At 42.1% G+C, this 14,115-nt stretch carries 11 protein-coding genes; all 11 read right to left on the bottom strand.

Annotated features, from left to right (window positions below):
• Positions 1-233 precede the first annotated feature (233 nt).
• Positions 234-815 carry a ribosome biogenesis GTP-binding protein YihA/YsxC gene (gene yihA / locus EDD68_RS05630; protein ID WP_132371272.1) on the bottom strand — a complete coding sequence of 194 codons (582 nt, stop codon included), beginning with the start codon at positions 813-815 and terminating at the stop codon, positions 234-236.
• Positions 796-3,135, bottom strand: coding sequence for an endopeptidase La (lon, locus tag EDD68_RS05625; RefSeq protein WP_132371271.1), 2,340 nt, complete (start codon positions 3,133-3,135; stop codon positions 796-798). Before lon ends, yihA begins: the two co-directional genes overlap by 20 nt.
• A 133-nt stretch (positions 3,136-3,268) precedes the next feature.
• Positions 3,269-4,927: an ATP-dependent protease LonB gene (gene lonB / locus EDD68_RS05620; protein ID WP_132371270.1), complete on the bottom strand. Its 1,659-nt coding sequence runs from the start codon at positions 4,925-4,927 to the stop codon at positions 3,269-3,271.
• A 264-nt stretch (positions 4,928-5,191) separates the two neighbouring features.
• Complete coding sequence (gene clpX / locus EDD68_RS05615; RefSeq protein ID WP_132371269.1) at positions 5,192-6,469, bottom strand: ATP-dependent protease ATP-binding subunit ClpX; 1,278 nt, start codon at positions 6,467-6,469, stop codon at positions 5,192-5,194.
• 331 nt (positions 6,470-6,800) lie between these two features.
• Positions 6,801-8,087, bottom strand: a complete 1,287-nt coding sequence (gene tig, locus EDD68_RS05610; RefSeq protein ID WP_132371268.1) for a trigger factor — start codon at positions 8,085-8,087, stop codon at positions 6,801-6,803.
• A gap of 140 nt (positions 8,088-8,227) precedes the next feature.
• The gene (locus EDD68_RS05605) at positions 8,228-9,211 is read right to left on the bottom strand and encodes a tetratricopeptide repeat protein (RefSeq protein WP_132371267.1); all 984 of its coding nucleotides are present in this window, start codon (positions 9,209-9,211) and stop codon (positions 8,228-8,230) included.
• Positions 9,212-9,384: 173 nt separating this feature from the next.
• Positions 9,385-9,987, bottom strand: coding sequence for a response regulator (locus tag EDD68_RS05600; protein WP_243646760.1), 603 nt, complete (start codon positions 9,985-9,987; stop codon positions 9,385-9,387).
• Positions 9,971-11,338 carry a sensor histidine kinase gene (locus EDD68_RS05595; protein ID WP_132371265.1) on the bottom strand — a complete coding sequence of 456 codons (1,368 nt, stop codon included), beginning with the start codon at positions 11,336-11,338 and terminating at the stop codon, positions 9,971-9,973. Before EDD68_RS05595 ends, EDD68_RS05600 begins: the two co-directional genes overlap by 17 nt.
• 57 nt (positions 11,339-11,395) lie before the next feature.
• Positions 11,396-11,986, bottom strand: coding sequence for a DUF6305 family protein (locus EDD68_RS05590; protein ID WP_132371264.1), 591 nt, complete (start codon positions 11,984-11,986; stop codon positions 11,396-11,398).
• A gap of 141 nt (positions 11,987-12,127) precedes the next feature.
• Positions 12,128-13,027, bottom strand: coding sequence for a nickel transporter permease (gene nikC / locus EDD68_RS05585; RefSeq protein ID WP_132371263.1), 900 nt, complete (start codon positions 13,025-13,027; stop codon positions 12,128-12,130).
• A 17-nt stretch (positions 13,028-13,044) separates the two neighbouring features.
• Positions 13,045-14,049 carry an ABC transporter permease gene (locus EDD68_RS05580; RefSeq protein WP_132371262.1) on the bottom strand — a complete coding sequence of 335 codons (1,005 nt, stop codon included), beginning with the start codon at positions 14,047-14,049 and terminating at the stop codon, positions 13,045-13,047.
• Positions 14,050-14,115: the final 66 nt, after the last annotated feature.

The following is a 14,115-nucleotide window of genomic DNA, read 5'->3' as shown; positions in this document are numbered from 1 at the left end:
ATGGACATTAAAAAAGATGACCCCGAATCAATATCGGGATCATCTCTTAGCTGCATAGGGTTTTTATAACTGTCCACTTTTCGGGGTACAGTTCAGTCAGCCCGGAGGAGAAAAAATATCAAAACGAAAAACCTTGAAAAGAATTCCGCAGATGGAACCCATTTTTTATGCCCTGTATTAAAAAAATAAGTGCCATGAGTCTTATGCTCATCGCACTTCGCTTTTAATCAACATCATATATATGATTTAATAGCAGACCAGGCCTCGTCTTTCCCATCTCCGGTTTCTGCCGAAAATGGAATCATTATATCTTTGGTTTCCAGCTCCAGTTCTTCTGTGATCTGTTTTACGTGCTTTGCCCGTTTTGATTTTGGGACCTTATCCATTTTTGTCGCAATGACAATGACAGGAATTTCATAATACTTAAGAAAGTCATACATCAATAAATCATCTTCGGTCGGTTTATGTCTCATATCCACTACCATGATGGCTGCTTTTAGATTTTCCCGCTTCGTAAAATAGTTTTCCATCATCTTTCCCCAGGCTTTGCGTTCTTTCTTTGAAACCTTTGCATAGCCATAACCCGGTACATCAACGAAATAAAACGCCTCATTGATTTTATAAAAGTTCAACGTCTGGGTTTTTCCAGGTTTGGATGATGTACGGGCAAGATTTTTCCGCTGAATCATCTTATTGATGAAAGAAGACTTGCCTACATTGGACCGGCCGGCCAGAGCAATCTCAGGCAGCCGGTCATCGGGATACTGTTCTTCTTTTACAGCACTGATCACAATTTCAGCTTGATGGACCTTCATGTTCCCCATCCTCCAGCAAGGCGTGTTCCAGCACCTGATCCAGGTGATTTACCTTGATAAATGTTAGTTCATTCCTCACGCTTTCCGGAATCTCCTCTAAATCTTTTTCGTTTTCTTTTGGAATAATGACATATTTCAGTCCTGCCCTGTGGGCACTTAATGATTTTTCTTTTAATCCGCCAATCGGCAAAACACGTCCCCTCAACGTGATTTCCCCGGTCATGCCCACCTCTTTTCGGACGGGTCTTCCGGTTAAGGCAGAAACAAGGGAGGTAGCCATTGTAATGCCCGCTGATGGGCCGTCTTTAGGAGTTGCTCCTTCTGGCACATGAATGTGTATATCATTTTTTTCATGAAAATCAGGGTCGATTTTTAATTCATCTGCTCTGGAACGGATATAGCTAAAGGCAGCCTGTGCCGACTCCTTCATGACATCCCCCAGCTTCCCGGTTAAGGTCAGTTTGCCCTTTCCAGGATAAACGGACACTTCAATGGACAGTGTATCCCCTCCAGCGGCTGTATAGGCAAGACCTGTTGCGGCGCCTACCTGATGTTCCGTTTCAGCTTGTCCGTAGCGGAATCTTGGCTTCCCGAGCAAGGACTCCAGCTGTTTGTCTGTAACAACGACTCGTTTTTTCTCTCCGCTCACAATCATTTTTGCGGATTTACGGCATATGGATGCGATCTGACGTTCCAGATTTCGTACACCTGCTTCCCTGGTATATCGGCGAATCAGTTTGATCAGCGCATCATCACGAATCTGAATTTGGCCTTTTGTAAGCCCGTTTTCTTTAATCTGTTTCGGAAGCAAATGTTCTCTGGCAATCTGCAGTTTTTCTACTTCCGTATATCCAGGAATGGTTATCAGTTCCATCCGGTCAAGAAGCGGTCCCGGTATGGCGCCCAAATAATTAGCTGTGGCTATAAACATTACCCTTGACAGATCGTAACTTTCTTCAATGAAATGGTCACTAAAGGTACTATTTTGTTCAGGATCCAAAACTTCAAGCATAGCAGCAGATGGGTCCCCCCGAAAATCACTGGCCATTTTATCAATTTCATCAAGCAAAAAGACAGGATTAATCGTTCCAGCCTTTTTCATCCCCTGTATGATGCGGCCAGGCATGGCCCCTACATACGTTCGTCTGTGGCCGCGTATTTCAGCCTCATCTCTTACACCGCCAAGGGAAATTCTGACAAAATTGCGGTTTATGGCCCTGGCGATAGATTTTGCAAGGGATGTTTTCCCGACCCCTGGAGGTCCAACCAGACATAAAATAGGCCCTCTGATCGATTTGGTTAATTTCTGGACAGCTAAATATTCTAATATTCGCTCTTTTACCTTTTCCAGACCATAATGATCCTCATTGAGAACCTTTTCTACATGGTTTAAATCAAGATTGTCCTCTGTCTCTTTATTCCACGGAAGAGAGATAAGCCATTCTAAATAATTGCGAATGACCGAACTCTCCGCAGATGTACCAGGAACTTTTTCATAGCGGTCCAGTTCTTTTAATGCAGCATTTTCGACTCGTTCCGGCATGTTGGCCGCTTCGATTTTCTCTTTTAATTGAGCTATTTCTCCGGTTTTTCCGTCCTTTTCACCCAGTTCCTTTTGGATCGCTTTCATCTGCTCACGCAAATAGTATTCCTTCTGGGTCCGCTCCATGGAACGTTTGACACGTTGTCCAATTTTCTTTTCCAGGTGAAGGACTTCCCTTTCATTTTTAATAAAATCAATGAGTTGATGTAATCTCTCGGTTACATCATTTATCTCAAGTATTTTTTGTTTATCTTTCAATTTAAGTGACAGATGGGAGGCAATAATGTCCGCCAGCCTGCCCGGTTCGTCAATATCCTGAACGGTCGTCAATGTCTCCTGGTTTATTTTTTTGGACACTTTTATGTATTGTTCGAATTGATCGAGCAGGGTACGCATAAGGGCTTCTTCCTCGAGATGATCCCCGCGGACATCTTCCAGTCTGGCGATTTCCACATGAAAGTGTGCTTTCTCATCTACAAAACGGATCATTTCAGCCCGATACAATCCTTCCACAAGAATGCGGATTGTACCATTGGGCAGTTTAAGCATTTGTTTAATGTTGGCAACAGTGCCAATCCGGTAGATATCTTCTGTTCTTGGTTCATCAATGCTTACTTCCTTTTGGGCAGCAAGCAAAATATGATTATCGTCAACCATCGCTTCATCTAACGCTTGAATGGACTTTTCCCTTCCTACATCCAAATGTAAAACCATTGAAGGATATACGAGCAAACCCCTTAATGGGAGGAGTGGAATTTGTCTGATTTGTTCAGTCATTGCGATTACACCTCCGTCTCTTCCATCTCTCTTCCATCAGCTCAATCGAAGAGCCGTGTCGTTCAAAAAAGGTCAAACTTTCTTATAAAGTATAAAAAAAACAGGATTCTTTGTAAACGAATGTACGGTGAAACTACATTGATTTTTTAGAAATGGTAAACGGTTCATTCGGGAACAGGGAATTGGATTCTCTTTTTAAGGCATGGGATAAAATTTCATCAAAGGAACTGACAGGCACGACCTTCACACCTTCCTGACCAAAGGAACGCTGATAATTTTTAGAAGGTATCAATACCTTTGTGGCACCGGCTTTCTTTGCGGCCTGAATTTTTTGAGCTACCCCGCCAACCGGTTTCACTTTTCCATACAGACTGATTTCACCTGTCAGGGCAATATCATGTTTGACGGGTGTTTTTTGAATAGCGGAAAAGATCCCCAGTGCAATGGCTGCCCCTGCAGAAGGACCGTCTACCGGAATTCCTCCCGGGAAGTTGATGTGAAGATGGTACTGATGAACGGGTACACCCATGGATTTTAACATCGTCAGAACATTTTGCACGGAATGGTTCGCCGTACTTTTTCGGCGAATCGTTCTTCCTTTATGATTGAATTCTTCTTCATCAATAATACCTGTGATTTTGATTTCCTCTCCCCCTGCATGGGGCAATGCTGATACTTCAATTTCCAGAAGAGCAGCACTGCCGGAGCCGATAACCCCAAGACCATTGACGACACCAACCTGATCATGTTCATGAATTGTTGTATCTAGTTTTGGAGTCAGCCGACTCGACTCGGCAACCCACTCCACGTCGCCAACATCTATTGTTTGTTTGTTTTGTTTTTTTATGATCCCCAGACAGATCTGAATAATATTTACCGCTTCTCTTCCATTGCGGGCATATAAAGCAATGCGTTCCAGCCCCTGTTCAGTGATCCGGGCCTGAACTTTCGCCGCAGCCCTGCTGGCAATTTCCTTTATATGATCCCGGTCCAGTTCTTTAAAAAACACTTCCTGACAGCGGGAACGAATAGCTGGAGGAATTTCGTCGGGGTGTCGGGTCGTTGCTCCTATCAGACGAAAATCTGCAGGCAATCCTTTTTGAAAAATTTCATGTATATGTTTTGGGATCTTATCGTTTTCTTCACTATAATAAGCACTCTCAAAGTAAACTTTCCGGTCCTCCAATACCTTTAACAATTTATTCATTTGCATTGGATGGAGTTCACCGATCTCATCGAGAAACAAAACCCCTCCGTGCGCATTGGACACAGCTCCCTTTTTCGGCTGCGGGATGCCAGCCTGTCCCATCGCGCCTGCCCCCTGGTAAATAGGATCATGAACAGAGCCAATAAGGGGATCTGCTATACTTCTCTCATCGAAACGGGCAGTTGTGGCATCCATTTCAACAAACACCGCATCAGTGCGAAATGGGGTTTCTGGATTCAGTTTCGCTTCTTCCAGCACAAGACGGGCAGCGGCTGTTTTTCCCACCCCCGGAGGGCCATATATCAGGACATGCTGGGGGTTGGCACTACAGAGGGCTGCGCGGAGCGTTTCTATACCATCTTCCTGACCAATAATATCATTCATTTTTTTCGGGCGGACGGTTTCAGACAATGGCTCACTTAACGCAATCGAACGCATTTTTCGCAACTCTTCCAGTTCTTTTCTGGACTCTTTTTCAATGGTGACTTTATTAGCTTTGTCATTTCGGAGCATGGTGAAGAAATATAGACCAACGATGATTCCGACGATGAGTTGAATCATCAGGACAATACCAGCGAAACTCATGACACTCTCCTCCTGTTCATGGCATTATTCGCTAGTATCTCCCGTTTCCTTAATGAATAAACCTGAAATAACGCAAATGATATGCACAACATCAATGTCAGTCAAATGTCGACGAACCATTACCAAAGATTTATAAAAAACGCTTAAGTTGCCTGAAAGCCCACTGTACTTATGCCCTGTCGGGACAGAAAAAGTTTACCGAAAGATACATCTTTCAAAAATGTTAGCAAGTGAAAACAGCAGCCGAAAAAGGCTGCTGTCAGGTTAAGCACTTTCCTTGGGAGATTCTTTATTTTCATCCAGAATTGTACCGTCTTTCATCATGAGCTTAGGTTTTCCGTTTTCCATCACAACGGTATCCCTGGTAATGATACATTTTTCAATATCTTCCCTCGAAGGAAGTTCAAACATCACGTCAAGCATGATGCTTTCAATGATGGAACGAAGCCCCCGTGCTCCTGTTTTCCGTTCGATTGCTTTTTTAGCAATTTCACTTAGTGCATCTTCTTCAAATTCCAGTTCTACATCGTCCATTTCAAATAACTTCTGGTACTGTTTCACCAGTGCGTTCTTCGGTTTCGTTAAAATTTCCACCAGTGCATCCTCATCCAATGGCTCAAGGCTTCCAATTACCGGTAGACGGCCGATAAACTCTGGAATCAAACCATAGCGAAGCAGGTCTTCGGGCAGAACTTTGGAGAGCAGTTCTCCTCTATCCAGGTCTTCCGTTTGCTGGTCCGCACCAAAACCAATCACCCGTTTCCCTAGGCGACGTTTAATAATTTGTTCGATACCGTCAAATGCCCCGCCAACGATAAACAAAATATTGGTTGTATCGATTTGAATAAATTCCTGATGAGGGTGTTTTCTTCCTCCCTGCGGTGGAACACTTGCCACTGTTCCTTCCAGAATTTTTAGAAGGGCCTGCTGCACACCTTCTCCAGAAACATCACGGGTAATGGAAGGATTTTCAGATTTCCGGGCAACTTTATCAATTTCATCAATGTAAATAATTCCTTTTTCCGCTTTCTCCACATCATAATCCGCTGCCTGAATGAGCTTTAGCAGGATGTTTTCAACATCTTCCCCCACATAACCAGCCTCAGTCAGTGAGGTAGCATCGGCAATGGCGAAAGGAACATTTAAAATACGTGCCAGAGTCTGGGCCAGCAATGTTTTTCCGCTTCCCGTTGGTCCAAGAAGCACGATGTTGCTCTTGGAAAGTTCCACATCATCCTGTTTCTGGGAAGAGTTGATTCTTTTGTAATGATTGTAAACGGCAACGGACAGGGACTTTTTCGCTTTTTCCTGTCCAATTACATACTGATCAAGAATATCACAAATTTCCCTTGGTTTTGGTATGTCTTTAAACTCGACTTCTTCCTCACTACCTAATTCTTCCTCCACTATTTCAGTACATAATTCAATACATTCATCGCATATATAAACACCAGGTCCTGCGACTAATTTTCTTACCTGGTCTTGAGTTTTTCCACAAAAAGAACATTTCAGCTGTCCTTTTTCATCATTAAATTTAAACATAGACCTGTTCACCTCTCTTGTGAGAATCAAATCAAAAAGAAAGAGACGTTAAGGAACCCTTTAGCACATCATACCAGAACAGTGAACCGCAAAAAAGCCAAAAGCACAAAAGCCGAAAGGAATACGGTTTCATTATGTACGTGAATAGGAAAGAAGTCAATGAAAACACCTTATCTCATATGTATGAAGGATGGTGAAAAGATGTGTTCAATAAATATTCTTTCCTTTGATTCCTCAAATCTATACAGCAAACTTCCCATTTATATAAAACAAGGCACGACTCACCCTCTCGCGCCTTGTTTTATATTTATCGAATTTTGCCATCCCGGCATCAAGCAGATTTTGCATGCTCAACCAGGAATTCAATTGCCTTTCTGATTTTTACATCTTCTTTTACCATGTCGGCATTGCCGCCAAGCATTTTTTTAATGTTTTCGACATCGGTTTGATACATTTCCGCCATGTTTTCAAGTTCTTTTTCCACATCTTCTTCTGTCACTTCAATGTTCTCCGCTTGTGCAATGGCTTCCAGGGTCAGATTTGTACGCACACGTTTTTCAGCATCATCTTTCATCTGCTCTTTTAAGGCATTTTCATCGGAACCGGAGAACTGATAGTACATGTCCATGGTCATTCCCTGCATTTGCAGACGCTGTTCAAACTCTTTCATCATACGATCAAGTTCCGTTTCAATCATCGCATCCGGGATATCCACTTCTGCGTTTTCAGAAGCTTTTTCGATCACGGTTTCCCGTTTATGGTTTTCTGCTTCCTGTTTTTTCTGATTTTCAAGGCGATCCCTTGTTTTCTTCTTCAATTCTTCCAGGGATTCTACCTCTTCATCTACATCTTTGGCAAATTCATCATCAAGCTCCGGTAGTTCCTTGGTTTTAATATCATGAATTTTCACTTTAAAAGTCGCCGGCTTGCCGGCAAGTTCTTCAGCATGGTATTCTTCAGGGAATGTGACTTCCACATCCGTCTCTTCTCCGGCCTTTTTCCCGATCAGCTGATCTTCAAAGCCTGGAATAAAAGACCCAGAACCGATTTCTAATGAATAGTTCTCTGCCTTTCCGCCTTCAAATGGTTCACCGTCTATAAATCCTTCAAAGTCGATGACAACCGTATCTCCTTCTTCAACCTGTCCATCTTCTTTGACAACAAGCTCTGCCTGACGTTCCTGAAGCTGTTTCAGTTCATTTTCTACATCTTGATCGGTTACTTCGGTATCTAATTCTTCTACCTTAAGACCTTTATAATCACCGAGTTTTACTTCGGGTTTGACCGTCACTTTTGCTGTGAAAACAAGCTCTTTTCCTTTTTCGATTTGTTTCACATCCACCTCCGGACGATCCACCGGCTCGATACCCGTTTCCTCTACAGCCTTCATATAGGCGTCTGGCAAGATAATGTCCAGAGCATCCTGATAAAGGGATTCAACCCCAAAACGTTTTTCAAAAATATGACGCGGAATTCTTCCTTTACGGAAACCAGGGATTTGCACTTTTTTTACGACCTTTTTAAAAGCCTGATCCAGAGCCCGGTTAAATTCTGATGCCTCTACTTCTACTGTTAAAACCCCTTCGTTTCCTTCAAGTTTTTCCCATTTTGCAGACATAGATTTCCCTCCAACATCTATTATTCAAAGTAATTTTTCATTGATCATGTATGCTTTTTAAGTATATGAAGGCGGATTCTACAAAGCAACCACTTTATTATAACATACTATTAACGCCTTTCAATACTCATTCCCGGGAACTATTCTCTTTCTAAAGGCAAAAAATATTTTTCTTCAAAGCAAGAAATTCGTTCCTTCCAGTACTGAAGCGTTTCATCCACTGACTCATTTTCACGTTCTTCATTCAAATAATCCATGGCCAGTTCTTGAACGGCACGGGCAATGATTTCTGAACGGTTTGTTCTTGGCAGAAAAGGATACAGCACATATAAGAATCGATACAGGATTTGTCTGGCAATCTCTAAGAGGGTGGGATTGCTCTGTTCCAGTTCCTCCAAATAAAATAGGATTTCCCGTGCAAAATCCTGATCCAGTATATCCTTTAATTCTCCAGGATTGACCCGGTGAATTTCCCCAAATTTTTCTACATCACATTCTATATCTATTTTTTGTTCATGAAGCCACTGCAAAATCCCCGTTTTGATAACCGGGTTTAACTTTTCATCGATCAACAGGGGTTTAATGTCTTCCATATGTCGGATGGCATCCTCTCTGCGAATAAGGGAAAGGGATTGCCATTGTTCTTTTAACGATCCCTGTTTTAGACTATGTATAATATTCTTCAGATTTTTATGATCTCCTGTCTGAATATGTTCACCTGCAAATTTTTGACTTAACTCATAAAGCTGATTAAAGGTTTTTTCATATGTATAAGGGACCTTATTCTGTTGAAATAGATCATCCAGAATCTGTATGACTTCCTGATATTCACTTGCCTGAAACAATATCGTTAAATAAATATGTAGGTATTTGTAATAGTCGCCATCGTCATTCTCCATTAATTGTTGACATAGTTCGATAGCTTCATCATATCTTCTTAATTCAATTAGACTGATAATTTTGCCAGTGAGGATTTCGTTGCTGGCAGCCTCAAACTTTTCAAGCTTTTCAATATAGGCCAGTGCTTCTCTATACTTTTTTTCCTTTAAGGCTTCTATGCTGCTTTTTTCCAGTTGTTTTTTCCATTTAGGGAAAATAACAACTCCTTGATGCTTCCTTTTCATATAACACCCTTCCCTAAAAGTTCTTACCAATATTTACATCTACATATTTATACCCGAATTCGAACAAAACAAACATTTTCTGACGGTTAAAAAACAAATCAATCCATCTTTTTACATGTTTTATATGATGTAAAACATTACAAGGACGATTCCCTTTAACAAAGACACCTGGATCAGCGAATGATGTATTTGTTTTTTGGCCGACCTTTTTTGCCGTATTCTGATCGTACTTCTACTTCGCCTATTTCCACCAGATAGTTTAAATACCTGTGCACCGTCTGATAGGCAACAGGGAGTTCCTTTTGAATTTCGTTAATGGTCAGGGGCTTTTTATGCTGAAGAAGATATTTTTTGATTGTACTCAGGGTTGCTGAATTAATTCCTTTGTCAACAAAGGCATTTTCCTGCTCTTCCTGCAATTTAGCCATTTTTAAATTCACACGTATTCTGGAAATAAGGTCCGGGGCCTTTATCGGTTTTAAAGCAAAATCAGACGCTCCTGCTCCAAAGAACTTATCGGCTACTTCCAGACTTTCATCAACCGTTAATACGATGATCGGTACATACCGGTCCAGGGACCTCAGTTCCCGGACCGTTCGGATGCCATCCCACTCTGGCATATGGTAATCCACGAAAACGAGATCAGGGTGCACTTCATTAAACTTCTCGACCCCTTCCTTTCCATTACTCGCTTCTGCAGCCGGCCACCCGCCATACTCGCAGATTTCTTTCAACGTAAAGCGTACAGATTCGTTATCATCAATGATTAAAATCATGTTCATCACCCTGTTTAAATGGTAGAAAAATTTCAACGGTGGTTTTTTGATGGGGAACACTCTCTACGCGAACAGTGCCCTGATGGTTTTCAACCACCTGTTTCACAAAGGGCATTCCAATACCCGATGAATTGTTCGTACTGAAACCTTCTTCCCAGATTTTCTTCAAATTTTCCTGATCAATTCCCGGACCGTTATCTTCTACTCGAAACAAAACCCCGTCCTCTTTGTTGGTTGCACTGAAATGTATATACCCCTTTTGTTCTCCAAGTGACAGCATTGCGTTTTCAATCACATTGGATAAAGCACGGGCAAATCGAATGCGGTTGACTTTTACTGGCGGAATATTGTTTTCTGCACTCCAGGTAAAATCAATATTTACATGATCAAAGTTAATATGACTGATAACATAACTGATCAAATCATCCACATTGATGTCCTGTTTGATTTCCTCCGATAAAATTTCAGAAATCATCTCATTCATTTTCGATGTAGCTGAATTGATTTTGCTGAAATAGGTGACAGCCTTTTCATCCCGGGCCAGTTTCATCTCCAGCAATGAAATTAAACCTTCAACGGTTACAAGAGGGGTTTTTAGATCATGAACAAGAGCGTGAATTTCTTTGTACACATTGCTTTCGAGCAGCGCATCCCGGGTTTCTTTTAGCTCCCGCTCCTGTTCTTGAACCTTTTTCATGGTTGTAATCTGCTGATTAAATAAATAGATCAGTACCGTAAAAATAACAGCCAGTACAGCAAAGACCATAAAAAAACTAAGGGACAGATTCTGTAATATTTCAAATTCTGAGAGATAACTGTCAGCGACTTTCAAAGAAGCGGCAAAGTCATCTGTTCCGAAATTCATACCTGCTAATCCAGGATATAGATCAAGCCAGCTGAATGAAACTAAAATCAAAAACAATAAAACGAACTGAGCAAGCAAGGAGAAAGGCTGCTCTGGTATGATCAACTGTAAAACCAGATAGGTAATAACCATCATCAGATGCATGAAGTAGGATTCATATTCGTTATACATCATATTGTATAAGAACACATTGATTAGCACAATAAAGGCAAAGGACAATTGGTATACCGGACGTTTCCTGTCTTTAGATACAGCCTCTGCCGAAAGCATGGAGCCACTGTATATGAGCATAAAAGCAAAAACATTCCAGGTGATATAGGTAAAAGAGGCTCTGAGCAACAGGCCAGACTCGTTTTGAAGAATGCTTTGTTCGATCATGTCAAACAAGTGACTGGTCCATTCCGAAACCATTGCCGGAAAAAATTGCCCGTAAACCATCATGATAAATCCTGAAATGGCATAAATGTTTCTACCGGGACCCTTCACCCCTGTTCCTCCTCCCCTGTGTCATCCAATATTAGTCTGACCGTTGAGAATGTATGATTACCTGAAAACGGAGTTTAGCGGGGTTAACATATCTCTTGTTTCTTTCACGAGTGTTATCGGAATTTTATGTTGAATTGACATTTCCAACACATCTTTCCCATGGTCCATTTTTCTTTTTCCAATGAAATAATCTGAGAGAGGAAGCACCTCTTTTATGAGTTCGATTGTTCTGGAATCATCCCTCATCGATCCGCCCGGATGAATTAAGATCACTGGAATCTCCTGATGATTCGCAAACGTCACGATCCGTTTAATCCGCTCTTTCTCTTCCTTGAAATTCCGAAATGCGTTTTTTACCCCATTTTTACTGTATCCGATATATATAAGAATCGTTTCATAATCGTATATGTCTGTAGCCAGTGCCCGCGGTCGGTAGTTTGCATTCAAATTCAATCGCTTAACCATTAAATGGGTGACAGCCCCTTCCGCCCCCTGCCCTGCTGATGTGATTAAAATCGGCTCAGACCCGATAGGAGCGGGAAGATTAGGCCACATCGGGGTATATTCCTTTAAACCTGATGCAGATTGATAAATGCCGAACAAAACGGCAAGCAGCGACAGCACAAAAATACCGATAAATTTTTTCATGAAACACACCTGCTCATATGATAAATGATAAAGGAAAAACATATGAAGACATGAAAAAAGGATAAAGAGCACCCCTTTATCCTTTTAGTGTACCATAATTTTCTCATACAGAATTGTATTTTTATTGGATATCCTGCATCATCATTGCTTCAAACGAGGATCAAGGGCATCCCTCAAACCATCCCCAAATAAGTTAAAACCGAGAACGACGATTAAAATGGCCAGTCCCGGGAATGTGATCGCCCATGGTGCTGTCTGCAATGCTTCCTGTGCATCACTCAACATGGCACCCCATTCCGGTTTTGGCGGCTGGGCACCAAGACCGAGGAAACTTAATCCCGCTGCATCTAGGATTGCTGTACCAATGCTTAATGTTGCCTGGACAATAATTGGAGCCATGCTGTTGGGCAGAATATGGCGGAACAAAATCTCCCCGTTTCTGACCCCGGATGCCCGGGCTGCTTCAATATACTCCGTTTCTTTAATGGATAACACCGTTGACCGAACAATTCTGGCAAAATGGGGAACCCCGACTATTCCAACAGCAATCATTGCATTGGTTAAACTTGGTCCTAGAACCGCAACAAGAGCGATGGCCAACAGAATGCTTGGAAAAGCCATTAATATATCAATGATTCTCATGATGACATTATCAATCCAGCGTCCAAAGTAGCCAGCGATAATCCCTAACAGGACTCCCACAACCATCGAGATACCTACTGCAATAACGCCAATCTGAATGGATATTCTCGTACCGTAAACAATCCGGCTGTAAATATCCCGGCCTAAACCGTCCGTTCCCAGCCAGTGTTCGGATGAAGGTGCGGCGTATCGGTTTAAAAGATCCTGTTCAATCGGGTCATGGGTAGCAAAATAAGGGGCAAATATAGCTGTAACAACTAACGTTAGGATGATAAACAATCCAATGACAGATGTCTTGCTTCTTAACAGGCGGCTCAGGGAATCAAGCCATAGACTCGATGCTTTTACTTTTGTGGTGCCTGCTTTCGGATGGCCTGTTGGATTGATCTCAGCTGACACGATTACCACACCCTTTCTTAATCATAGCTGATCCTCGGGTCAAAGTATTTGTATAAAATATCCGTAATTAAGTTCACAATGACAAAAATGGCAGCAATGACTAAAATCGTACTTTGAACCACAGGATAATCTCTTCCTAAAATCGAAAGATACACATATCTTCCGACACCTGGCCAGGAGAAAATGGTTTCTGTCAGAACAGCTCCTCCCAGGAGATATCCGAACTGCAAACCAATTACGGTTAGCACCGGCAAAAATGCATTTTTTAACGCATGCTGAAAAATGACAGGGAATCTGGACAATCCTTTGGCATTGGCGGTTCGTATGTAATCCTGCCGCATCACTTCAAGCATGCTGGACCGAGTCATACGGGCGATAATGGCCATCGGAATGGTGCCAAGAGCAAGTCCCGGCATCAACAGATGCTTAAAACTATCCCAGAATGCTTCCCAGTTCCACGTTAATATGCTGTCAAGAAGATACAAATTCGTAATCGTAGTTAATTCAATTTCATGGCTCAGCCTTCCTGACGGCGGAAGCCAGCCAAGTTTGACAGAAAATAACCAGATCATCATGAGGCCAAGCCAGAAGATCGGCATGGATACACCGAATAAAGCTCCGGTCATACTGATGTTATCAAACCAGGAGTATTGTTTGACAGCTGCAATCACACCGGCGAGAACTCCTACGAAAATTGCAACTCCCATAGCAAATAAGGTCAGTTCAAAGGTAGCCGGCAGGCGGTTGGCCAGTTCTTCAGCTACCGAAATATCTGATTTCACTGATTTCCCCAGATCACCTGTTACAACTTGTCCAAGATATCTTCCATACTGAACCGCAAGAGGATCGTTTAGTCCCAGTTCCTCTCTTAGGGCTTCCAGCTGTTCTTCCGTTGCTTTTTCTCCCAGCATGCTTCTTGCCGGGTCCCCTGGTATGAGGTGCATCAAAGAAAAAGCTATCAACGTTACTCCCAGTAATACCGGAATTAAAAACACAAGTCTTCGTATGATGTAGTTTAACATGAGTCATTCCTCCTGATAGTAGGGGAATTAAGAAGTTTCCCTTCTGCAAGCGAAGGGAAACTTCTT

The sequence above is a fragment of the Melghiribacillus thermohalophilus genome (assembly GCF_004342905.1).
GTDB classification, from domain to species: Bacteria; Bacillota; Bacilli; order Bacillales; family Alkalibacillaceae; genus Melghiribacillus; species Melghiribacillus thermohalophilus.
This window is presented reverse-complemented; position numbering and strand designations above follow the sequence as displayed.